This is a genomic window from Fibrobacter sp. UWEL, assembly GCF_900142535.1.
Lineage (GTDB): Bacteria > Fibrobacterota > Fibrobacteria > Fibrobacterales > Fibrobacteraceae > Fibrobacter.
Map to the genome: position 1 here is coordinate 1 of NZ_FRBE01000020.1, position 22,079 is coordinate 22,079.

Here is a 22,079-nt window from a genome sequence, read left to right on the forward strand (position 1 = left end):
GATGAATGGATGGAAGATAAAGCTTACTTAACCGAGAAGGAGATGGGAAAATCCGCTTTTTGCGCATGAATTTACAGAAAAGGACTTGCCTAATCTCTGCATGGTGTTCTTCTCCATCGTGAAGGATGACTGGTATGTGGTGACGATCGTGAACGAAAGTGAACTGTTCCGTAACGTTCAGTTGATTCTTTACCGCAATATCTTGATTTCCCTGATTCTTTTCGCCTTGCTTCTGTATTTCTGTACATCCAGCTATCGAAACCGAATCAAGGCCTTGTCGTCCAGTGATGCTAAGTCTCAGTTCTTGGCAAACATGAGTCATGAAATCCGTACGCCTATTAACGGCATTCTGGGCATGAACGCCATGCTCTTGAAAAAGGTGACGGACGAGTCCATGAGAGAATGTGCCCAGAATATTGACAGTGCTGGACACACCCTTCTTTCCATTGTGAACGATGTGCTGGATATTTCCAAGATCGAATCCGGCAAGATGGAAATTCTGCCGGTGCGTTATGAAATGTTCTCGGTACTGAACGACTGCTACAACATGGTTCACGATAGAGCCAATGAGAAGGCTTTGGATTTGGAACTTCGCGTGAACCCCAACTTGCCGTCGGTTCTGTTTGGTGATGAAATTCGAATTCGTCAGATTGGAAACAACCTTCTCTCCAATGCGGTGAAGTATACCGCCAAGGGAAAGGTCACCTTGATTGTGGATTTTGAGAAGTCTGGCGAATTGGCAGAAGGCTCTCAAGTGGTTCTGGTCATTCGTGTGGCCGATACGGGGCAGGGTATCCAGAAGGAAAATCTGGATAAGTTGTTCGAAAAGTTCGAACGCGTGAATGAACGTAAAAACCGCGCCATTGAAGGTACCGGCCTGGGCTTGAATATTACCAAGCGTCTGGTTGAAATGATGGGTGGCGAAATCATCGTTGAAAGTGAATACGGTAGGGGCTCTATCTTTACCGTGAGAATTCCCCAGACGGTGGAAAATGCAACTGCCATGGGCGACTTCGCCATTCGCCACAAGATGGCTTTCGCCAAGACTCAAAATGAGGTGGGAGGCTATACCGCTCCGAACGCTCGTGTCCTGGTGGTGGACGATGTAAAGATGAATCTCCGTGTGGTCGAAGGCCTCCTGAAGGATACGCAAATCCAGCTGGATACGGCTACCAGTGGTAAGGAAGCTTTGACCAAGGTGACAAAGACCCGCTATGACATCATCCTGATGGATCACATGATGCCGGATATGGATGGCATTGAAACCTTTGCCGCCATGCAGCAGATGGATGACAGCCTCTGTAATGGAACTCCTGTCATCATGCTGTCCGCTAACGCCATTCTAGGGGCTAAGGAAGATTACCTGAAGCACGGCTTTACGGACTATCTTTCCAAGCCGGTTGGTGAAAAGGCTCTCCATGCCATGATCCTGAAATACCTGCCTCATCATATGGTTCGTAAGGCGGGGGCTGCTACTCCTGCGGTGGAAGATGTTCCTCAGAACTTTATGGAGGCCATGAAAAAAATCCCTGAACTGGATATAAAGCAGGGTCTTACCTACTGTGCCGAAAGTGAGGAATTCTACCAGGAAATGGTGGAGGAATACCAGAAGGGCGATCCCACTGCGGACCTGCAGAAATTCCTGGAAGCAGAAGACTGCAAGAATTATCGCATTGTGGTTCATGCCCTGAAGAGCAGCTCCAGAACCATCGGCGCAGAACAGCTTGCCAAAATGGCGGAAGCCCAGGAACATGCCGCTGCTGCCGATAAACTTGGCGAAGTGCAGGAAAATCACGATGCACTGGTTCAGGCCTATAGAAACCTCATCGAAAAAATTGTATATTTCACCCGAAAACTTTAATTACTACTCTAAAGAGGTTAAATAATCATGGGTATCAATTACTTCAATTCCATTCCTCTGCGTCGTCAGCTGGAAGAAATCGGCCACTGCCGTTTCATGGACTCTTCTGAATTTTCTCGCGGTGTAGAAGCCCTCAAGGGCAAGAAGATCGTGTTCGTCGGTTGCGGCGCTCAGGGTCTCCATCAGGGTCTCGACCTGCGTGATAGCGGTCTGGATGTTTCCTACACCCTCCGTCCGGAAGCAATCGCTGAAAAGCGTCAGTCCTGGAAGAACGCTACCGAAAACGGCTTTGCTGTCGGTACCTACGAAGAAATGATCCCCACTGCTGACCTGGTTTGCAACCTCACACCGGATAAGCAGCACCACAACGTGATCCCCGCTGTCATGAAGCTCATGAAGAAGGGCGCAGCTCTCTCCTACAGCCATGGCTTCAACATCGTTGAAGAAGGCCAGCAGATCCGTGAAGACATTACCGTTATCATGGTGGCTCCCAAGGGTCCGGGTTCCGAAGTCCGTTCTGAATACGTTCGCGGTTTCGGTATGCCCTGCTTGATCGCTGTCCACCCCGAAAACGACCCCGAAGGCAAGGGTTGGGACTATGCTAAGGCTTACGCCGCTGGTCTCCACGCTGACCGTCCGGGCGTTCTCGAAAGCTCTTTCGTTGCAGAAGTGAAGTCTGACCTTATGGGCGAACAGACCATCCTCTGCGGTATGCTCCAGACCGGCACCATCCTTTGCTACGACAAGATGGTCAAGGAATTCGGCATGGAACCCGCTTATGTCACCAAGCTCCTCCAGTACGGTTGGGAAACCATTTCCGAAGCTCTGAAGCACGGTGGTATCACCAATATGATGGACCGTCTCTCCAACCCGGCTAAGATTCGTGCAAACGAACTGGCTGACAAGATGAAGGTCATCATGCGTTCTCTGTACCAGGAACACCAGGACAACATCATCTCCGGTAAGTTCTCTTCTACCATGATGATCGACTGGGAAAACAAGGACCACGACCTCCTGACCTGGCGCGCAGAAACTGGCGAACTGGAATTCGAAAAGGTTGCAGCTACCGATAAGGCTATCTCCGAACAGGAATACTTCGACCGCGGCGTCCTCATGGTCGCTATGATCAAGGCCGGTGTGGAACTGGCATTCGAAACCATGTGCTCCGTCGGCATCAAGCCCATGAGCGCATACTACGAATCTCTCCACGAAACTCCGCTCATTGCAAACCTCATCGCTCGTAAGAAGCTGTTCGAAATGAACCGCGTTATCTCCGACACCGCAGAATACGGCTGCTACCTGTTCGCTAACAAGTGCGTGCCTCTGCTGAAGGACTTCATGGCTAAGGAAGTCACTAAGGAAGATATCGGCGCTATCTTCGGCGAAGGCAAGTCCACCGCTGTTGATAACGAAGAACTCATCAAGGTCAATGCTAGCATCCGTAAGCACCCGGTTGAAGAAATCGGTGCATGGCTCCGTGCCCGCATGTCCGGCATGACTCGCGTTGTCTAATCTTCGATTAGCTTCGTTCTCGACCCACTCGCCGTACTAGATGTACGGCTTCGGGGTCTGCGGCCTCGCTACTCTCGATTATCCAACGCGAGTAGAAAGGCAAAAGTTTGAAAGGGCATTTCCTCAAGGGGATGCCCTTTCTTTGTCTCGCTAGGTTCTACTTAGCGGTTCAATTCAAGAGGCGTCCTGAAAAGGGCGTCTTTTTTTATGTTGTGTGTAATTCTGGAAGGGTGTTCCAGATTGGAATAAGGAAAAGTGCGCTTTATTTGTGATTTTGCTTAAAAAGAGGGGGCTGGGTGTTTTTTCAGTATTGCATTTGTTGCGGAATAGTATAGTTTAGAAATGAATATAGATGGGTGTTTTATGGTAAATTTCCAGCAGATAGCAGAATCGTTTGAAGAAGCGCTAACAAATCGCGAGTTTTCGGTGTATTTGCAACCGCAGTACAACCACTCTACTGGAGCTCTGATTGGCGCGGAAGCTCTTGTCCGTTGGATTTCTCCCAAGCATGGCTTTATCTCGCCGGCGGATTTTATTCCGGCTCTCGAGGAGATGGGCGTGATCCCTACACTAGACTTGTACGTGTTTGAATGTGTCTGCGAGTTCCTCCGTGCCTGCATTGATTCCAACAAGTCCCTGGTGCGTATTTCCGTGAATATGTCCCGTAATGATATTCTGTGCGAGGATTATATTGACCGTCTGGAAATTCTTCGTCAGAAGTATGAGATTCCCACCAAATTGATTCACGTTGAGCTTACCGAAACAGCCGCCGTGGCGGGTGCCCAGATTGTAATTGATTCCATCAAGAAACTTCATAGTCTGGGCTACACTGTTGAAATGGATGACTTCGGCAGTGGCTATTCCTCCTTGAACGTGCTTAAGGATATTGAGTTCGATGTTCTTAAGTTAGATCTGAAGTTTATCGCAGGCACCATCGGAAACGACCGCGGTGGCACCATCTTGACTTCCGTGGTTCGCATGGCCAAGTGGCTTAAGCTTCCGGTGATTGCCGAAGGTGTCGAAACGATTGAACAGGCTGATTTCTTAAGGAGTGTTGGATGCGATTACATTCAGGGCTACCTTTATTCCAAACCGCTTCCCGTTGAAGAATATGAAAAGCTTCTTTGCGAAAGTTCCGTTGGCACCATCGTTCCTCAGATGAATTTGGTGGATACCATGAGTTCCGGTAAATTCTGGAATCCTGAATCCATGGAAACCTTGATCTTCAGTAATTTCGTGGGGGCCGCCGCCATCTTTGAACTCCGTGGGGGCAAGACTGAAATCCTTCGCGTTAATCAGAAATTCCTTCGCGAGATGGGCATGAATATGTCTGAATCCGCGATCTTGGATCTGGAACCTGAAAACACCATGGACGAAGAAAATCTGGGTATTTTTAGATCCGCTATGGCCAAGGCTGCAGAATCAAAGAGCGAAGTCGAATGTGAAATCTGGGCTAACGTTTGTTCCAGGACTTGCGGCAACGAGAAGGTTTGCATTCGCAATTCTATTCAGCTGATTGGCGAAAGCAAGGTGAGCCAGCTGTTCTATGTGATGGTCCGTAACATTACGCTTGAGAAACAGGCGTTATCGGGATTTGCGCGCCGCGAAGCTAATTTCAAGGCTGCCATTGAACAGGCTAACATGTTCTTGTGGGAGTACTCCATTGCCACTAAGGAGATGCGCCCCTGCTTCCGCTGTCAGAAGGTTTTGGGCTTGCCGCCGGTCATCTACAACTATCCGGAACCAGTTATTGAAAGTGGTCTTTTCCCCGCTGATATTGCAGATACGTATAGGGATTGGCATCGTCAGATTGCCGAGGGCGTTCCTTCCATTGAGGCTATTCTTCCCTTGACTGCGGATCACGTTCCGTTCCACGTTCGCTACACCACAGAGTTCGATGAAAACGGTCGTCCGGTCAAGGCTTATGGGTCTGCAACGTTAGTCGTTGACAAATAATAAGTTAGCGTTTTAACGTGTTTTTCAGAACTTGTAAAACCAAATTTTAAAGGCTCATTCCTTTATGGAAAGAGCCTTTTTTTTCGTTTTTTGACCTAGGGGAATGGACTTCATTTTTTTATTTTTTGCCCGATAATTTTAAAACTACATAGGGCAAATGTATGTTCAAAGTTGGATTTGATAACGACGCGTACTTGAGAACGCAGTCCGAGAAGATTGCCGAACGTATTGCAAAGTTCGGTGGAAAACTTTACCTTGAATTTGGCGGCAAGCTCTTTGATGACCACCACGCAAGCCGCGTACTGCCGGGCTTTGCTCCGGACTCCAAGATCCGCATGCTGGAAAAGCTGAAGGACAAGGCCGAAGTCATTATCGCAGTTAACGCAAACGATATCGAAAAGAACAAGGTTCGTGGCGACCTGGGCATTACCTACGATCAGGATGTGCTTCGCTTGATTGACGCCTTCCGCGGTTACGGCCTGTACGTGAGCAGCGTGGTGCTGACCCGCTGGCAGGACCAGCCTAGCGCTCTGGCATACCAGAAGAAACTGGAAGGCCTGGGCCTGAAGGTTTACCGTCATTATCCTATTGCTGGTTACCCGAACAACATTCCTCTTGTTGTGAGCGACGATGGATATGGCAAGAATGAATTTGTTGAAACTACTCGTGAACTGGTGGTGGTTACCGCTCCGGGTCCGGGAAGTGGAAAGATGGCTGTCTGCCTTTCCCAGATTTATCATGAAAACGTTCACGGCGTTAAGGCTGGTTACGCTAAGTTCGAAACGTTCCCCATCTGGAACATTCCTCTGAAACATCCGGTGAACCTGGCATACGAAGCTGCCACCGCCGACTTGAACGACGTGAACATGATTGACCCGTTCCATCTGGAAGCTTACGGCAAGACCACCATCAACTACAACCGTGACGTTGAAGTGTTCCCCGTGCTGAACGCTTTGTTTACCCGCATCTTGGGCGAATCTCCGTACAAGAGCCCCACCGACATGGGCGTAAATATGGCTGGTAACTGCATCGTTGACGATGAAGCGGTGAGCGAAGCTGCCAAGCAGGAAATCATCCGCCGCTACTTCAACACCCTCTGCGATGTCCGTAAGGGCAACGCAGACAAGGACCAGGTTTACAAGCAGCAGCTGGTGATGGAACAGGCTCACATTAGCGTTGAAGACCGCCCGGTGGTTGCTGCCGCTGTAAAGCGCGCCGAAGAAACCAACGGCCCCGCAGTTGCTATCGAACTGCAGGATGGCGCCATCATCGCTGCAAAGACTTCTTCTTTGCTGGGCGCTTCCTCTGCAATGCTTTTGGATGCCCTCAAGCACTTGGCTGGCATTCCCGACGAAGTCCGCCTGCTTTCTCCCATGGTGATCGAACCCATTCAGAACTTGAAGACCAAGCAGCTGGGCCACACCAATCCTCGTCTCCACATGGACGAAGTGTTGGTGGCTCTCTCTGTTTGTGCCCTCACTGATTACAACGCAAAGATCGCCCTGGAAAAGTTGCCTGAACTGCGCCACTGCGACGTTCATGCCAGCGTAATCCTGTCTCAGGTTGATGTAGGTGTGTTCCGCCGTCTGGGTGTGAACTTGACCTCTGAACCGAATTATCAGACTTCCAAGTTGTACCACACTTAAGCACATCGGCTTGTTGTCGCTTTACTAGCTTCAACTTTAAAAAGGACTCGCTTTACGGCGGGTCCTTCTTTATAATCGCCTAATTTATTCAAAATGATTTGGTTGGATAGCTGAAGGGTAAAACTTGCTTTACAGGTATTCTGTTTTTGAGGGTAATTTCTAAATTTGGATACGATAGAGATAGGGGCTTTTATGAAAAAGTTATTCTTGGCATATGCCGTCGTTTTTCTTGTAGTTTTCTCGGCTTGCGGAGATTCTTCATCAACCCCTTCCAGAGGAATCGATGAACATGGTTCTGATTCGCTCTCCGCGGATCTGGATTCAATTGATTTGGATGACGAGGATTTTTCCGAAGTAGACAATAGTCGTGATTCCGTGAGTTCTGATTCTGTTCAGAACGACTCGGGATGTTCTATGGATGAGATGGTCGGCCAGGAAACCGTTTCATGTGGAGATACAAGTCTCCCTGTCTATAAAGGTTTATGCGATTCTATCTCTTACGATCCCAAATTGCAGTTCTGCTATGAAGGCCTCGTTATGGATTTCTGTGAAGGAGCTCCCTACAACCCTAGCAAGAATTTTTGCCATAACGATACTCTGTATGTACGTTGTGGTGAAAAGGGGTATGATCCCAAAAATCAATTTTGCAATAAAGAAATAGTTTATTCTCTTTGCGGTGGCAAAACCTTTGATCCTAAAACACAATACTGTTTAAAAGGGGAGGTTCTGGATTACTGTGGTACTAAAGCATATGATCCCCAAAAGGAATTTTGCCAGGATCAAACAGTTGCTCCCTTTTGTAGTGGCGAAAAATACGATATTACCAAGGAATTCTGCTTTGGGAATATTACGGTAATGCCGCTCTGTAACGGAAACTCTTATAATGCACTTCGTACTTTCTGCTACAAAGATTCGCTATATGACAGGTGTGGTAACTCAATTTATGACCCGTCTATCGAATTTTGTTTCAAAGATTCCGTGTATTATTTATGTGCTGAAGCGGGCTCGTACGATCCGGAAAGTGGTGAAGAATGTCTTTCTAGCGATGAAGGTGTTACTTGGAAAGTGCATAAGCCCTGTGGGAATACTTATATTGAAAAAGAGAACGAGTTTTGTTTTATGTCCTCTGCTTATTCCCTTTGCAATGGGACAGCCTATGACCCTGGTAAACATTACTGCAAGGATCGCAAGACTTTGACTGAGTATGAATATTTGACTGATGCAAGAGACGGACAAAAGTATCGGGTTGTTGAAGTTGGTGGGCTGAAATGGATGGCTCAGAATTTGAATTATGACTATAATGAAGGTACAGCAGAAAGTTTTTGTTATGATGACGATCCCGAAAATTGTATCGCATATGGACGACTTTACAAATGGTCCGCTGTCATGGATTCTGCAGGGGTGTTTAGTGGCTATACGCAGGGGTGTGGTTATGAAACGACCTGTGTCGAAATGGAGGCAGCTTCGGTTGTAAGAGGGGTTTGCCCTGAAGGGTGGTTTGTGCCGTCAAAAGCTGAATGGGAAAATTTGATAAATACTATTGGCGATGAGTATGCGGGACTTGCGTTGAAATCTCCGACAGATTGGAAACTGTTAGATGAATATGCTATTGGTGGAAGGGACTGGTATGGATTTTCTGCCCTTCCTGCTGGCAAAAGGTTGGCTGATGGAAGTTATAGCCGTATTAATCAGGCGACCGGTTTTTGGACAAGAGATGAAAGTAGCTCGCTTGTCGCAAACTATGTTATTTTAGCTTATTCAAACCAATTAGCGCCGATAAATGTGGTGGGTAAATATCAAGGACTCTCTGTTCGTTGTGTAGAACATCAAACGATTTATATTAAATAAATAATTAAGTAAAACGGTTCCTCGCTTTTGCGAGGAACCGTTTTTTAAGCTTCATCTATTTTAGAAAGGTTCTAGTCATGCAATCATGACTGCGACACTCGCCTTACTTGCTCTTTTTCGGGGGGTGGGCGGCAATCTTCTTGGTACCCTTAGCCTTGTCAGCTGCTTTGGCAGCCTTTTCAGCAGCTTCAGCTTCTTCTTCAGCCTTTTCGAATGCAGCCTGCATGTCTTCCAGAGCGCCAACCGGATCTTCTTCGATGATTTCGGAAGCTTCATCTACCAGTTCGGCGAATTCGTCGTACCAGTCTGCGAAGATTTCGACTTCGAGGTGGTCAACACCAGGAACGGTCAGACGGACGCCGCAGCTTTCGCCGATGCGGTCCATGAACTTCACCATTTCCGGCTTCAGGAGGGACAGGTCCAGACCATCCAGGTCTTCCGGTTCCAGCCATACGCCATCTTCTTCTTCTTCGACCTTCTTGGACTTCTTGGAAGCTTTCTTGTCGTCCTTGCAACCGCACTTGCAGTCATCGCCGCAGTTGCATTCGCCGCCACAGCAGCAACCGCAGTTGCAGCCGCAGCCGTTCATTTCCAGATATTCTTCATCATCGATGCCGCTGTCGTAGAAGAATTCGTCTTCTTCCAGGTACAGGGTTTCAACAAAGATGCTCTTTGCATTGAGAGACTTTGCTGCAGCGATGAATTCCTTCAGGTCGCCACCGAAATAGCGGGTTGCTTCCACTTCTTCGTTCAGGGTCTGAACGGGGATGGGGAGGAGCTTCTGCTTGCTGATGTAAGCGCAGATTTCGTCGCTAATGGACTTCTGAACTTTAGTGTTCTTTGCCATGGTCAATCTCCTGATTAGACGTGATACTTCTTGAGGCTTGTTGCCTTTTCGTTGATAAGCTTCATGATGCGAGCAACAGCTTCGTCACCGCGTGCGGTGTCCTTCACGCTGGTCATAGGCTGGAACAGCGGGCTGTTGAACATGGTTCCCAGAGGAATGGGGTTCTTGCGGCAGAAGGTTGCTTCTACGTAGTCGCGAGCTGCGTCCTGCAGGTCGTCGCACTTCTGGTATTCGCCTGCCACATATGCCTTGTACAGGTCAGAGAAAATCTTTGCTGCTTCGGGGATGTTACCGGTTGCGGTAATGAGACCCTGGCCACCCATTTCCAGCATGTCAATGAAGAAACCGTCTTCGCCAGAGAGAACGGCGAAATCGTTGTTCTTGGTTTCATTGATCACTCGCTTAGTATCCTCGTGGAACTTTTCGCCAATGCGGAAGTCAACTGCCTGCTTCAGACCGATGATGTTCTTGTCCTGGGACAGGGAGATGAGGGTGTCGGGGTGAACGTAGCTAGCGGTACGGCCCGGAACGTTATAGATGATGATCTTGGCGCCAGTTTCTTCGCTCAAGGTCTTGAAATGCTTTTCGATGCCTTCCTGGGACGGGTTGTTGTAGTAACCAGTCACGCAGAGCATGGGAACTTCAGCAATCTTCAGGATTTCCTGGATCATTTCAACAGATTCACGAGTGCAGTTGGAACCTGCGCCTGCGATAACAGGAACGCGGCCGCCTACGTAGTCCAGAGTGAACTTGATGATGTCGAGGTGCTGCTTGTGAGTGACGGTTGCGCTCTGGCCGGTTGTGCCAACGGGCAAAATGCCGGAAACACCAGAGGCGATGAGGTCGTCAATCATCTTTTCCATCTTCTTGTAGTCGATGGAGTTGTTGAGGTTCTTGGGATCATCGTTCATCAACGGAGTGAACAATGCGGGAAAAACACCAGTAAGTTGAGAAGCTTTTGTAATTTGCATGGCTATAAAATAGCTAAAAAATGCCATTCTGGGCTATGAAATTCCTTAAAAAATGGCGAATAATACGCTTTTTGTTTTACATGTCAGATTTTGACGTTATGAATGTTTTGGGTACCTCGGGACTGGGTTTCTTGTACAAGTGAATTTTCGTCGAGAAGGCCATACGGGGAACCGTAAATTTTTTTAAATTGAACTCCGTAAAAAACTTCAAAATAGGAACCTATATGGAAAACATTACACAGATTTGGAAGAAGATCCAGTCCCCCGAATTTAACCCTGCTACTGACATGGCTCTGGTTGAACAGGTCAAGCAGGTGGCTCTCACCTCCCAGGAACCGGCTAAGGTTAGCTTCGGTACCTCTGGCTGGCGCGGTGAAATCGGTTCTGAATTCACTCTCCGTAATCTGCAGGTCGTTGGTGCTGCAATCGTTCGCCTCTACAAGGAAGCAGACGCAGCTATGTTCGAAGCTCTGGGCGTGAAGGACTTCGCTGAACTCCAGAAGCGCGGCGTTGTGGTTGGCCACGACAACCGTCTCCTGGGTCATGAATTCTGCGAAGCTGTTGCTGACCAGTTCGCCAAGGCCGGTGTTAAGGTTTACTACGGCAATGAAATGCCCACTCCGGAATTCTCCGCTGCAATCGAAATGCTGGGCGCTGCTTGCTCCATCAACATGACTCCGTCTCACAACCCCAGCCACTACAACGGCATCAAGTTCAACCCGGCTGACGGCGGTCCTGCAGGTCCGGAAATCACCAACGTGATTACCAAGCTGTCTAATGAAATGATGGCTACCTGGAAGTTTGAACCGGTATCCAAGGTTGACTGGGAAATCATCGACTCCCTGAAGATCTACAAGGAATTCCTCATCAAGCAGGGCACCATCAAGTTCTCTCGCATCAAGGAATTCATCAAGCAGGGTCGTCTGACTCTGGTTTGCGACCACGTTCACGGTTCTACCCGTCGTCGTCCGGCTGCACTTCTCGACAATCCGGAATGCCTCATCACTCTTCGTAACGAAGATGACAGCCTGTTCGGCGGCATCGCACCGGAACCGTCCTCCAAGAATCTTGAAAAGGTCCGTAAGGTCCTGGACGAAAGCAAGTCCTGGTTCCGCCTGGGCGCAATCTTTGACCCGGATGGTGACCGTATCCGTTTCTACGACGGTACTCGCGAAATCGATATGAACCAGTTCGGTGCAATCGCTTTCCACTACATGGCTACCTGGCGTAAGGAACAGGGCGTTGTTGCTAAGTCCGTTGCAACTTCCAACTTCGTGAACATCATCGCCGAAAAGCTGGGCGTTCCCGTGATGGAAACTCCGGTGGGCTTCAAGAACTTCCGCCCCTGGCTGTCTCGCACCGCTAAGGACAAGGCTCTGGTTGCCTTCGAAGAATCCGATGGTATCTCTGGTCTGAACAACACTCTCGAAAAGGATGCTCAGTTCGGTCTTCTCATGGCTCTGGAAATCATGGCCCAGACTGGCAAGAACCTGGGTGAATACCTGGATGCCCTGTACGAAGAATATGGCCGCTTCTACCCGAGCCGCGCTGGCTTCGAAGTGGACAAGTCCCTGGTGGGCGCTCCTCTCATTGCTAAGGTGAACGCTGTTGCCGAAGCTGCCCAGGTTGGCGCTAAGGTCATGGTGGGCTCCACCGAAAAGACTGTCAAGCAGCTCTTGACTCTCGATGGCGTGAAGATTATTTTCGAAGACGATTCCTGGATGCTGGTTCGCCCGTCCGGTACCGAACCCAAGGTTCGTATCTATACCGAATGCCGCAACCCGGACGAAAAGGATCCGATGTTCGAAGCTGCCAAGGCTCTGTTCTACAAGAACTAGCCTCGACTGCTTGTTGGAGTAAAGTTTGTTCAAAAGGAGTTATCCTATGAAACGATTGATTGCTTTTCTCTTTTTAGCTTTTGCGGTTGTCTGCTCCGCTCAGAACCTGAAGCCTGAATTCCAGGCTTTCTCTGGTGGTTTGCTGAAGCTGACTCCCAAGGTTACTAAGGGTTTCCACAAGTTCCAGTTGACGGTGGACGTCGCTCCCTGGGCTTTCCAGGCAACAGGTGAAGTCCAGGCTCCCGGTGGAGATCCGGACGTTCTGTTGAACGCCCTCTTCGACGGTGATCTGTATGCAGTTCTTGCATACATTCCGTCTGCTGCTTCTGGTACCGATGGTGAAGAATACCAGGTGGGTTTCTTTGACATGATGCTCTATTATGAAGAAGAAGCTACCAAGATTCGTAACCTGCAGTTCAAACTGCTGCCTCCTGCCAATGACGAATGGGCCATGGGTATCCTGAAGGATGCTCAGGAATCCGGTTCCCTGGTGGGTAACGTCTGGGGCGGTAAGTACGAAAGAGCAATCACTAAGGCTTCCGCAGATCCTATGGACAAGAAGAAACTCCAGGCAATGCAGGGCAAGAAGAAAAAGAAGCTTTCTGACGATGACGGCACTATTTCTACAAAGAAGCGTCGCGTAGAAGCTGAACCTGCCCCGGCACCTTCTAAGAAGGCCGCTGCTCCTGCGTCCAAGAAAGAAAAGAAGGCAAAAAAAAAGCAAGATTGTGACGATCCGTCCCTGAGCGTCAAGGAAAGACGCCAGTGCAAGATGAAGCAGAAGTAATCCGCTTTACATTGCCTCAAAAAAAAATTATTTTTGACCCGAAAACTTTAAAACCTATAAGAGGTAATCTATGTCCGGTCACTCCAAATGGGCCACCACCAAACGTAAGAAAGCTAAGACCGACGTCGCTCGCGCCAAGGCTTGGAATAAGCTGATTAAGGAAATTTCTATCGCTGCTAAGCTGGGCGGCGGCAACCCGGATGCAAACCCCCGCCTCCGTGCTGCAATCATCAAGTCTAAGTCTCAGAGCTTGCCCACCAAGAACATCGAAAGTGCTATTGCCAAGGGTACTGGCGCTAACGGTGGTGCCGACGTTACTGAACCGCTGTACGAAGGTCGCGGTCCTGCAGGCATCGCTATCATGGTGCAGTGCATGACTGATAACAAGGTCCGTACCGTTGCTGAAATCCGCAATATCTTCAACAAGAATGGTGGTGCAATGGGTGAATCCGGTTCTGTTACCTGGGCATTCACTTACAAGGGCATTATCGTTATCGACGCTGAAAAGTACACCGAAGATCAGGTCATGGATCTGGTTCTGGAAGCTGGCGCAGAAGACATGAGCACCGAAGACGGCGTTCACGAAATCTCCACCTCTCCGGAAGGCTTCGACGCTGTTACCCGCGCTCTCGAAGGTGCAAACATCGAAATGATGAGTGCTGAAATCACCTACGTTGCCAATGACCCCGTCAAGCTGGGCCACGACGACGCAGTGAAGCTCCTCAAGCTCATCGACAAGTTCGAAGATCACGACGACGTTCAGGACGTTTACCACAACGCTGAAATCGACGAAGCTGACATGGACGCTGAGTAATGACCGCTCGCGCAGTACGTTAGGATAAGAACCTACGCGTTGCGCTCGCTCTCACAAAAAGCCACTGGTTAACAACCAGTGGCTTTTTGCTCACGGAGACCGTTTGCGCAGATCTTTGCACATGGAACTGCGCTCGATCTTTGGGCTTCCGTATTGTTAAATGAACAACGGAAATTTGCATAGAGCTGTCCTCTGGAATGATTTGCGAGTTTATATTAAAAGCGATGAGGGCTAGTCTTTAGGAGGTTTATATGAAAAAGATTCTTGCCGCTGTTTTCTGCTTGGCTGTAAGTTTGTTCGCAAAAGAATGGGAACAATCCTTTGTTGTTACTCTCTTTGAGGATTACAATTCATCATATTGGGCGTTTGGCGATGAGGGGCTGTTTGATCAGGACTGGGAAAAGTTGAATGAAGGTGCATATTGGGTTACCTATGAGACCTGTGTATGCGATTTCGCAAATGGGGATTGCCTTAGAAGTTTATACTTTCACAAACCAGACAAAATTGATGACCAGTTCTGGAGGGTGAAGTCTATGGATTCCCTAGTTGCGGGTAAAGTTCTAGATTTAGAAGATACAGCAGTCTTTGATCCAAGTTCCTATAGAGATGCTGATATATTTTTTGATACTTATTTCATGGAAAGCAAAGACTCTGTGAAAAATGACACGAATTATTTTGTCTATCGCAAGGACTCCAGCTACTATGCACTGTGTCAGTATATCACCGTGTATGATACTTTAAAAGAACGTGGTGGCCATGAAAGGGGTATCCCGTCGTATTATGCTCACCAGTGTGTCTATCAGGATGATGGAACGCCTACGTTCAGTGTAGTTCCTACCTATACGGATTCGTTACCTGCCGCAAGGCGTGTTGACTATTCCAGATGGAATATTGGGACTGACATTCCCATCAAAAAAGAATCTTCTGGCGAAGTTCTGTATCAGATAAATGGAACTCGCAGTGCCGGGAATAAGCACAGTCGCGTAAATGCAGGAAAGGGGAAAGTGAGTCGTTCACTTCGATAAAATTGTCGGGCGTTTATCGGCCCAGGGTTTCGCGGTAGTTATGGACTGCGGCCTTGTAGTTGGATACTGCCTTGGAGATACGTTCTGCGATGTCCTTCTGGCCGGCATCACTCATCATGTAGGCTTCGTCATCAAGGTTGCTGATGAAGCCGATTTCGTATAGAACGGCGGGCATTAATGCACCCACCAGAACCATGAAGCCTGCACCGCCTACGCCGCCTGCTTGCTTGCGAATCTTGTAGCCTTCGTTTGCCTTGAGCATTTCCTCGGTGAACATGTAGCTGTTCTGCTTGTACTTTTCCAGGCGGGCTTCCAGCTTGAACCATTCGATGGGGGAGAGTTCTTCCTTGGCGTTCTTTTCGCCGTAGAGGGTGGCCACCTTGTTTTCGCGACGGGCGATGGCTGCATCTTCTTCGCTTTCGGGAGCGCGAAGTACATAGACGTGGTAACCCTTGATTTGCTTCTTACGTTCGGGAGTGGCATCTACGGCGTTACAGTGGAGGCTGATGAAGAGGTCGCCATCCCACTGGTTTGCCAGATTGGCTCGCTGGCCCAATTCGATGAACACGTCCTTGTCGCGGGTCATCTTGACCTTGAAGCCATCCTTTTCAAGTTCTTTTTTTAGCAGCTTGCCCACGGTGAGGACGATGTCCTTTTCCTGAGCCTTGGCGCCTAATGCGCCGGAGTCCTTACCGCCATGACCTGGGTCGATGACGATGGTCTTGACTTCGCGGGTGCCTGCGGTTTCGTTCTTGGGAGCGGCGACCGCTACGGAGACGACGCTGCTGGAACTGACCTTAAGAGTTGCGCTGCTGGAGCTGCTGGCAGGTTTTACGGCACTGGAACTGCTTACGGTCTTGGGTGCGCTTGAACTGCTAGCTGTTTTTGTAAATACAAACTTCGCCGTGTCTGCGGCGTCCATCCAAATCTTATTGTCCTTGAGGACGGGCGGCGTCTTGAGTTCGATGGACTTGCCGTTATGGAAGGCGAAGGGGAGGCTGATGGCCATCTTGATGGTGTCGGAGGCACCAACAAGAGAAACCGTTTTCTGTACGGGATACCAATGGAAAGAGGCTTGTTTATTCTTGGCGAAGGTTTCCACGTCCACTTGAACTGCCCAGAGGGTAGCTGCCATCAGGCATAAGACTGCGAGGACTTTCCCGAGAATACGATTCATTACTTGTGTGCCTTAGCTGCTCTTGCCATTTCCATCTTGGCGTCACGTTCCAGAAGGGACTGGCGCTTATCGTGCTGATCCTTACCGCGACAGATTCCCATTTCCAGCTTGGCGCGGCGATTCTTGAAGTAAATTTTCAAGGGGATGAGGGTGCATCCCTTCTGCTCCTTGGCCTTGCGCATCTTCTGGATTTCATGAACATGGGCCAGAAGCTTACGACGTCTTGCGGGGAAATGGTTGAATCGGTTTGCGAAAAGGTATTCGTCAATGTGGGCGCCTACCAGCCAGATTTCGTCCTTCTCTTCGTCCAGGTCAATCCAGGCTTCGCCAATGGTACACTTGCCATCGCGAATGGACTTGACTTCGGAACCGATGAGCATGATGCCCACCTCGAAGGTCTCATCCACAAAGTAAAGGTGGTTTGCCTTTCTATTCTGGATGACTGGAGTTGCTTGTTCTTTTTTTGCCATTGACTAATAAACCTTCATGAGTTGCGGATCGCGGGGCTCTACTTCTTCTTGGCAGGAGCCTTCTTTGCAGTGGTCTTGGCGGCAGACTTGGCGGGCTTTGCAGCTTCCTTACGGGCTGCCTTTGCCTTGGTCTTATCAGCTGCCTTCATGGTCTTTGCTTCCACAACCTTCTTGGATTCCCAACCCACCTTCTTTTTCTGAACGTGGGGGACGGCTGCGTCCAGCGCCTGCTGCAATTCCTTGCAACCTTCACCGGTGACAGCAGAGGTCACGATGACGTGCTCCTTATAGCCAGCAAATTCCTTAATAGCATTATCGATGCCAAGGTCGCTTTTGTTAAGTGCAATGACGTAGGGCTTCTTTGCGAGCTTCGGATGGAATGCTGCCAGCTCGCCCTTCAAAACACTGAACTGTTCGTATGCGTTATCGGCGTAACCGTCAATTACAAACAAAAGTGTATGGGTGCGTTCGATGTGCTTCAGGAACTGGTGACCCAGGCCCTTGCCTTCGCTGGCGCCTTCCAGAAGACCCGGAATATCTGCCACCACAAAGCTGTGGCCGTTCATCTGCACGATGCCAAGTACGGGTTCCAAAGTGGTAAAGGGGTAGTCACCTACCTTCGGACGTCCGCTGGAAATTTTGTTCACAAGACTAGACTTGCCTGCGTTGGGGAAACCTACCAGGCCCACGTCAGCCATGAGCTTCAGTTCCAGGAAGAGTTCGCGCTTTTCGCCAGCTTCGCCGGGAGTGCACTTACGGGGAGCCTGGTTTGCAGGAGTTGCAAAGTGCTGGTTGCCCATACCGCCCTTGCCGCCACGAGCGGCAATCCAGCGCTGGCCGTCTTCGGTCAGGTCTGCCAGAATGCGGCCTTCTGCATCCTTGACGATAGTTCCCTTGGGGACATCCACGATCAGGTCTTCTGCGGACTTTCCGGTGCAACGCTTGGCGCCGCCTGCCTGACCAGGACGAGCCTTGTACAGACGAGCGTTACCCATATCCAGCAGGGTAGAATACTGTTCGTTGACTTGGAGGATTACGTGACCGCCACGGCCGCCGTCACCGCCATCGGGGCCGCCCAGGGGAACAAACTTTTCGCGGTGGAAACTGCAGATGCCGTCGCCGCCTTTGCCGGAGCGCACTTCGATTGATTTTTCGTCTAAAAACATAATTCTCCCGTGGGGTGGGTGAGGTTTACTTACAGGCCCAGGGTTTCGTCGAGACCCAGTGCGATGTTCATGTTCTGGATTGCGGCACCGCTGGCGCCCTTACCCAGGTTGTCGATAATGGTGGTCACCTGCATGATGGTTTCGTTGCCGAAGACCTGGATACAAGCGTTGTTGGTGTTGTTGCAGATGGTGGGATTCAGACGGCCGTTAATGAGGGCCGGAGTTTCCGTGGGGGTGGCTTCGTAAGGCATAACGGTTACGAAGTTGGAACCTGCATAGTGCTGCTTCAGAACTTCGGTCAGTTCTGCCGGACCGACCTTCTTAGTCAGCTGGTTTGCGAAAATTGCAACGGTCACAGCCATGCCCTTGTAGTAGGGGCCAAGCACCGGATTGAAGAAGGGCGTGTTTTCCAGTTCGCAGTACTTCTTCATTTCGGGAATGTGCTTGTGGGAAAGTGCCAGGGCGTAGGGAGCCGGGGCCATAATAGCGAGAGATTCGCCTGCCTTGTGGCCCAGGGCTTCTTCTTCTTCGTATTCGGCGATGAGCTTCTTGCCGCCGCCAGAATAACCCGTAATGCTGTAAGCTGCAACATTTGCAGACTTGGGCAGCAGGCCGCTTGCTACCAGCGGGTGAACACCCAGAATAAAACCGGTAGCATGGCAACCAGGATTGGCAATGCGCTTGGCCTTGCTGATGGCTTCACGCTGTGCTGCGGAAAGTTCCGGCATACCGTAAGTCCAGTCCGGATTTACACGATGAGCTGTAGAAGCATCGATAATGCATGTATCCGGGTTGGTGCAGAGGGCGGCACTTTCCATGGCGGCTGCATCGGGCAGACACAGGAAGGTTACGTCGGATTCATTGATCAGACGCTGGCGTTCGGCTGTGTCCTTACGCAGTTCCTGGGAAATGCGGAGAACTTCGATGTCGTTACGCTTTGCAAGACGATCATAAATCTGAAGACCAGTAGTACCGGCTTCGCCATCAACGAAAACTTTGAACATTGCTAATCCTTTGAAATAGGTGCGAGCTTGTTTGCTCTAGATTACTTGCCAGCGCCGCAGCACTTCTTGTACTTCTTGCCGGAACCGCAGGGGCACGGATCGTTACGGCCAACATCTGGACCGGTCTTGCGAACGGTTTCCTGCTTCACTGCACGACCGTCATAGAAGAACCATGCACCGCCCACCTTGTGGAATTCACCCAGTTCGTGGTGGTCGCGAGTGATGTTGCCCTGCTTGAACTTTGCAACGAATTCAACCCAACCGATGTTCTTTTCTTCTTCGGTCTTGGTCTGCTTGATTTCAATGCCCAGCCATTCAGATTCGCGGCTCCATGCTTCAACGCTTGCTTCGTCGAAGTCAGAACGCTGAGTAGCTTCCAGAGATTCCTTCAACCATGCAATTTCGTGCTTGGCATAGGCGGTGTAGCGAGAACGCATCAAAGCTTCGGGAGATGCAGCAAGTGCAGTTTGCTTGATGATAGGTTCGCAGCATTCGCAATATTCTTTACCGGAACCACAGGGGCATAAATCTTGAGCCATAATAACCTCTTTATAGTTTGAAAAATTTACAAGAAAAAGATAGAAAAAACGTGGGGAGTGTTGTGTTCTAGGGGCTAGGGGATAGGGTTTAGGGGCTTGTGCTGCGGGATGCATGCTATGTGAAAAAAGTCCTGGTTTTACCCAGGACTTTTTGAGAGTGAACGCAATGCGTAGGTTCTTTACCCTACGTACTGCGTGAACGGTCTTCTTGTGAAAAAAGTCCTGGTTTTACCCAGGACTTTTTGAGAGTGAACGCAATGCGTAGGTTCTTTACCCTACGTACTGCGTGAACGGTCTCTTACAAACATTTTTTGAGAAGCCAGAATTCTTCCTTGCCTTCACGACCCGGCAGGCTGTTTACAGCAGGAATGCGGTCCACGATATCGAACACGCCGTCCAGACGAGCCATCAGTTCGCCTTCGCTGGTGCAGTGGGGAGGACCCTGCAGGGTATTGCCGCTGGTCAGGGGGTACATGAGGGAAATCAGCAAGCCGTCGTCCTTCATCATCTTGTAGCAGACTTCGAAGAATTCGTCGCGGCGACCCGGATGAATAGCGGAGAAGGTGCAGTAGTCGTAAACGATGTCAAACTGCTGGCCACCGCGCTTCTGATCCTTGGGAGAAAGGGTGAACAGGTCCAAGTCCAGAGAACGCAGGTTCTTGTGCTTGCGGCTCAGATGGTCCAGTTCGTCCACGGCGGTGGGGGCAAAATCGACTGCCAGCACGTCGTGACCGCGCAAAGCCCAAGCTTCGGCATCGTAGCCAAAGCCGGCGCCCGGAACCAGAACAGATCCGGTGGCAGGGCATGCAGGATTCTTGAAGAATTCCAGAAGGGCTGGAGTTGCCTTCTTGATATTCCAATAGTCCTTTCCATCGGCGTAGAGGTTATCCCAGAATTCCGGGAGGTTTTGCGTTAACATAATTACCGTCCTTTCTATTTCTCTTTCTATTTACTATTTCAAAAAACTCTAGTTCGACCTGCCCCCGCAAATCTCTAGCTCTGTCGAGGCGTGGCGTCGGGGAGGCTTGACCCTCTTTCGAAAACGCCCTGGTCGTTCTTCTTCTTGTGTGCGAGCTGTCCACAGGCGGCGAGGATATCTCTGCCGCGAGCCGTACGAATCGTGATCTGAATCTGGGCTGCACGAACCGCGGCGAGGAAGGTATCCACTTCGTCGGGTGTGGGTGCATGTAAGTTGGGATCGTCTCCATCGTTTAGGATGATGGCGTTTACCTTGACACGACGGGGAGCGCAAATGCGAATCAGTTCCTTGGCGGCCTTGGGTGTGCAGGTGATTCCCTGAATCAGCACGAATTCAAACGTGACGTAATTGTCGGTGCGGCGAATGTATTCGTCTACACCTTCCAAAAGCTTTTCGATGGGCCAGATGTTGTTTACGGGCATCACGGAGGAACGGTACTCGTTATTGGTGCTGTTCAAGCTGATTGCTAGGCAGCAGGGAGTATTGCGGTCCACCAGTTCCTTGATGCGAGGGACCACACCGCTGGTGCTAACGGTCATGCGCTTGGAACCCATATTGAACAACTTCTGGTTGTGCAGTGTGCAGCAAACGCGATGTACGTTTTCCAGATTGTTCAGGGGCTCGCCCATGCCCATGAAGATGATGTTGGTCACCTGGGCGATCTGACCTTCTTCATTGAAGATGTTGTTTTCCTTCAGGTACCAGTTCACGTTGATGATTTCTTCCAGGATTTCACCTGCTTCCAGGTTGCGGAAGAAGCCCATCTTTGCGGTGCGGCAGAATGCGCAGTTCATGGCGCAGCCCACCTGGGTCGAAACACATACGGAAAAACGGCCGTTGGCAGGAATCATCACGGTTTCGATGTGATGTCCGTCCCAAGTCTCGAAAAGCCACTTGACGGTGCCATCGACGGAAACCATGTGCTGGTCTTCCTTCAGGGAGCGGAGCTCAAACTGCTTTGCCAATTTTTCGCGGAGAGCGGGGGAAATGTTCAACATCTCGTCGAAGGATTTCACCTGCTGGCAGAAAAGCCATTTCTGGATTTGTTCAGCGCGGAAAGGTTTTTCGTCCACCTCGCGGAGCCAAGCCTTAATCTCGTCTTCCGTTAATGTTTTGATATTGCGCTGCCATTCCATAGTGGCGCAAAGATAGTAAATTTTAAGTTTTTTGTTAAGGGTGGTTTTCGGGGCCCGGACCCTCGTCAAATTGACTATACAGGGTGTCTATTTCTAGAAAAAGTTCTGAAATGGAAAGCCCGTAAGCAGTTGCCAAATTGCAGAGTGTCTGTACGGATGGCTGACGTTTTCCGCTTTCCACCTGTGATATAAACTGTCTTGTAATGTTTGAAATTTCGGAAAGCCCGTTTTGTGTCAATCCCTTGTCCTGGCGCCTAGAAAGGAAGATGTGTCGCATCACCTTTTTCAGGACGTGTTCCTTGTAAACCATTATTTATCCTTGATGATCCTTGAATTAGTTTCACCAAAACACCTTCTCACCACCCCTACATGAACACAATACAAAACTATAAAAAATAGCGGATGGTAGGTGCAAACTATGGTTTGCAAAATGTGTTAAATTGTGGAAACTTATGAAGTTGGAAATGCGCTGGATGCCCGTGTTTACGGGCTTCGCTGCAAGT

19 protein-coding genes are annotated in these 22,079 nt (G+C 49.7%); 9 read left to right on the forward strand and 10 right to left on the reverse strand.

The features are described 5' to 3' along the window. The first annotated feature begins 85 nt into the window (after positions 1-85). The 5 genes from BUB59_RS11765 to BUB59_RS11785 all read left to right on the forward strand — a co-directional run bounded on the left by BUB59_RS11765 (position 86) and on the right by BUB59_RS11785 (position 8,823). Complete coding sequence (locus tag BUB59_RS11765) at positions 86-1,861, forward strand: ATP-binding protein (protein WP_143160371.1); 1,776 nt, start codon at positions 86-88, stop codon at positions 1,859-1,861. Between the two features lie 27 nt (positions 1,862-1,888). Beyond that, the gene (gene ilvC / locus BUB59_RS11770) at positions 1,889-3,373 is read left to right on the forward strand and encodes a ketol-acid reductoisomerase (RefSeq protein ID WP_073230205.1); all 1,485 of its coding nucleotides are present in this window, start codon (positions 1,889-1,891) and stop codon (positions 3,371-3,373) included. A 363-nt stretch (positions 3,374-3,736) separates the two neighbouring features. Then, positions 3,737-5,329: an EAL domain-containing protein gene (locus BUB59_RS11775; RefSeq protein WP_073230207.1), complete on the forward strand. Its 1,593-nt coding sequence runs from the start codon at positions 3,737-3,739 to the stop codon at positions 5,327-5,329. A gap of 161 nt (positions 5,330-5,490) precedes the next feature. Then, positions 5,491-6,975: a DUF1846 domain-containing protein gene (locus tag BUB59_RS11780; protein ID WP_073230209.1), complete on the forward strand. Its 1,485-nt coding sequence runs from the start codon at positions 5,491-5,493 to the stop codon at positions 6,973-6,975. A gap of 192 nt (positions 6,976-7,167) precedes the next feature. Further along, on the forward strand, positions 7,168-8,823 hold the full coding sequence (locus BUB59_RS11785; RefSeq protein ID WP_073230211.1) for an FISUMP domain-containing protein: 1,656 nt from the start codon (positions 7,168-7,170) through the stop codon (positions 8,821-8,823). Between the two features lie 103 nt (positions 8,824-8,926). On the opposite strand, the gene BUB59_RS11790 is transcribed toward BUB59_RS11785, so the two are convergent. Beyond that, positions 8,927-9,670 carry a hypothetical protein gene (locus BUB59_RS11790; RefSeq protein ID WP_073230213.1) on the reverse strand — a complete coding sequence of 248 codons (744 nt, stop codon included), beginning with the start codon at positions 9,668-9,670 and terminating at the stop codon, positions 8,927-8,929. 14 nt (positions 9,671-9,684) lie between these two features. After that, the gene (gene dapA, locus BUB59_RS11795; protein ID WP_073230215.1) at positions 9,685-10,641 is read right to left on the reverse strand and encodes a 4-hydroxy-tetrahydrodipicolinate synthase; all 957 of its coding nucleotides are present in this window, start codon (positions 10,639-10,641) and stop codon (positions 9,685-9,687) included. Positions 10,642-10,865: 224 nt separating this feature from the next. Between dapA and BUB59_RS11800 the strand changes: the two genes are divergently transcribed. The 4 genes from BUB59_RS11800 (at position 10,866) to BUB59_RS11815 (ending at position 15,105) form a co-directional block, all read left to right on the forward strand. After that, on the forward strand, positions 10,866-12,479 hold the full coding sequence (locus BUB59_RS11800) for a phosphohexomutase domain-containing protein (RefSeq protein ID WP_073230217.1): 1,614 nt from the start codon (positions 10,866-10,868) through the stop codon (positions 12,477-12,479). Positions 12,480-12,525: 46 nt separating this feature from the next. Next, positions 12,526-13,266 carry a hypothetical protein gene (locus tag BUB59_RS11805; protein ID WP_073230219.1) on the forward strand — a complete coding sequence of 247 codons (741 nt, stop codon included), beginning with the start codon at positions 12,526-12,528 and terminating at the stop codon, positions 13,264-13,266. 70 nt (positions 13,267-13,336) lie between these two features. Continuing rightward, positions 13,337-14,080 carry a YebC/PmpR family DNA-binding transcriptional regulator gene (locus tag BUB59_RS11810; protein WP_073230221.1) on the forward strand — a complete coding sequence of 248 codons (744 nt, stop codon included), beginning with the start codon at positions 13,337-13,339 and terminating at the stop codon, positions 14,078-14,080. 251 nt (positions 14,081-14,331) lie between these two features. Next, positions 14,332-15,105 (forward strand): hypothetical protein, encoded by a 774-nt coding sequence (locus BUB59_RS11815; protein ID WP_073230223.1) that lies wholly within the window; start codon positions 14,332-14,334, stop codon positions 15,103-15,105. A gap of 13 nt (positions 15,106-15,118) precedes the next feature. Here the strand turns inward: BUB59_RS11815 and BUB59_RS11820 are convergent, their stop codons facing one another. From BUB59_RS11820 to BUB59_RS15835, 8 genes are all read right to left on the reverse strand, one after another. Beyond that, entirely contained in the window at positions 15,119-16,282 is a 1,164-nt protein-coding gene (locus BUB59_RS11820) for an N-acetylmuramoyl-L-alanine amidase (protein ID WP_234980041.1), read from the reverse strand. Further along, complete coding sequence (gene smpB, locus BUB59_RS11825) at positions 16,282-16,752, reverse strand: SsrA-binding protein SmpB (protein WP_073230225.1); 471 nt, start codon at positions 16,750-16,752, stop codon at positions 16,282-16,284. Before smpB ends, BUB59_RS11820 begins: the two co-directional genes overlap by 1 nt. Before the next feature lie 38 nt (positions 16,753-16,790). Continuing rightward, positions 16,791-17,918: a GTPase ObgE gene (obgE, locus tag BUB59_RS11830; protein ID WP_083540310.1), complete on the reverse strand. Its 1,128-nt coding sequence runs from the start codon at positions 17,916-17,918 to the stop codon at positions 16,791-16,793. A 29-nt stretch (positions 17,919-17,947) separates the two neighbouring features. After that, complete coding sequence (argC, locus tag BUB59_RS11835) at positions 17,948-18,922, reverse strand: N-acetyl-gamma-glutamyl-phosphate reductase (RefSeq protein WP_073230227.1); 975 nt, start codon at positions 18,920-18,922, stop codon at positions 17,948-17,950. 41 nt (positions 18,923-18,963) lie between these two features. Continuing rightward, entirely contained in the window at positions 18,964-19,461 is a 498-nt protein-coding gene (locus BUB59_RS11840; protein ID WP_073230229.1) for a YchJ family protein, read from the reverse strand. Positions 19,462-19,759: 298 nt separating this feature from the next. Continuing rightward, the gene (locus tag BUB59_RS11845) at positions 19,760-20,380 is read right to left on the reverse strand and encodes a methyltransferase (RefSeq protein WP_073230232.1); all 621 of its coding nucleotides are present in this window, start codon (positions 20,378-20,380) and stop codon (positions 19,760-19,762) included. Between the two features lie 74 nt (positions 20,381-20,454). After that, positions 20,455-21,576, reverse strand: a complete 1,122-nt coding sequence (gene rlmN, locus BUB59_RS11850) for a dual-specificity RNA methyltransferase RlmN (protein ID WP_073230234.1) — start codon at positions 21,574-21,576, stop codon at positions 20,455-20,457. Positions 21,577-21,610: 34 nt separating this feature from the next. Then, entirely contained in the window at positions 21,611-21,886 is a 276-nt protein-coding gene (locus BUB59_RS15835; protein ID WP_083540311.1) for a helix-turn-helix domain-containing protein, read from the reverse strand. Between the last annotated feature and the right edge of the window lie 193 nt (positions 21,887-22,079).

Bases quoted from the DNA above. Each gene is read 5' to 3' on its own strand.
- ilvC (WP_073230205.1), top strand. From the start codon at position 1,889: ATGGGTATCAATTACTTCAATTCCATTCCTCTGCGTCGTCAGCTGGAA.
- BUB59_RS11775 (WP_073230207.1), top strand. From the start codon at position 3,737: ATGGTAAATTTCCAGCAGATAGCAGAATCGTTTGAAGAAGCGCTAACA.
- BUB59_RS11780 (WP_073230209.1), top strand. From the start codon at position 5,491: ATGTTCAAAGTTGGATTTGATAACGACGCGTACTTGAGAACGCAGTCC.
- BUB59_RS11785 (WP_073230211.1), top strand. From the start codon at position 7,168: ATGAAAAAGTTATTCTTGGCATATGCCGTCGTTTTTCTTGTAGTTTTC.
- BUB59_RS11790 (WP_073230213.1), bottom strand. From the start codon at position 9,670: ATGGCAAAGAACACTAAAGTTCAGAAGTCCATTAGCGACGAAATCTGC.
- dapA (WP_073230215.1), bottom strand. From the start codon at position 10,641: ATGCAAATTACAAAAGCTTCTCAACTTACTGGTGTTTTTCCCGCATTG.
- BUB59_RS11800 (WP_073230217.1), top strand. From the start codon at position 10,866: ATGGAAAACATTACACAGATTTGGAAGAAGATCCAGTCCCCCGAATTT.
- BUB59_RS11805 (WP_073230219.1), top strand. From the start codon at position 12,526: ATGAAACGATTGATTGCTTTTCTCTTTTTAGCTTTTGCGGTTGTCTGC.
- BUB59_RS11810 (WP_073230221.1), top strand. From the start codon at position 13,337: ATGTCCGGTCACTCCAAATGGGCCACCACCAAACGTAAGAAAGCTAAG.
- BUB59_RS11815 (WP_073230223.1), top strand. From the start codon at position 14,332: ATGAAAAAGATTCTTGCCGCTGTTTTCTGCTTGGCTGTAAGTTTGTTC.
- BUB59_RS11820 (WP_234980041.1), bottom strand. From the start codon at position 16,282: ATGAATCGTATTCTCGGGAAAGTCCTCGCAGTCTTATGCCTGATGGCA.
- smpB (WP_073230225.1), bottom strand. From the start codon at position 16,752: ATGGCAAAAAAAGAACAAGCAACTCCAGTCATCCAGAATAGAAAGGCA.
- obgE (WP_083540310.1), bottom strand. From the start codon at position 17,918: ATGTTTTTAGACGAAAAATCAATCGAAGTGCGCTCCGGCAAAGGCGGC.
- argC (WP_073230227.1), bottom strand. From the start codon at position 18,922: ATGTTCAAAGTTTTCGTTGATGGCGAAGCCGGTACTACTGGTCTTCAG.
- BUB59_RS11840 (WP_073230229.1), bottom strand. From the start codon at position 19,461: ATGGCTCAAGATTTATGCCCCTGTGGTTCCGGTAAAGAATATTGCGAA.
- BUB59_RS11845 (WP_073230232.1), bottom strand. From the start codon at position 20,380: ATGTTAACGCAAAACCTCCCGGAATTCTGGGATAACCTCTACGCCGAT.
- rlmN (WP_073230234.1), bottom strand. From the start codon at position 21,576: ATGGAATGGCAGCGCAATATCAAAACATTAACGGAAGACGAGATTAAG.
- BUB59_RS15835 (WP_083540311.1), bottom strand. From the start codon at position 21,886: ATGGTTTACAAGGAACACGTCCTGAAAAAGGTGATGCGACACATCTTC.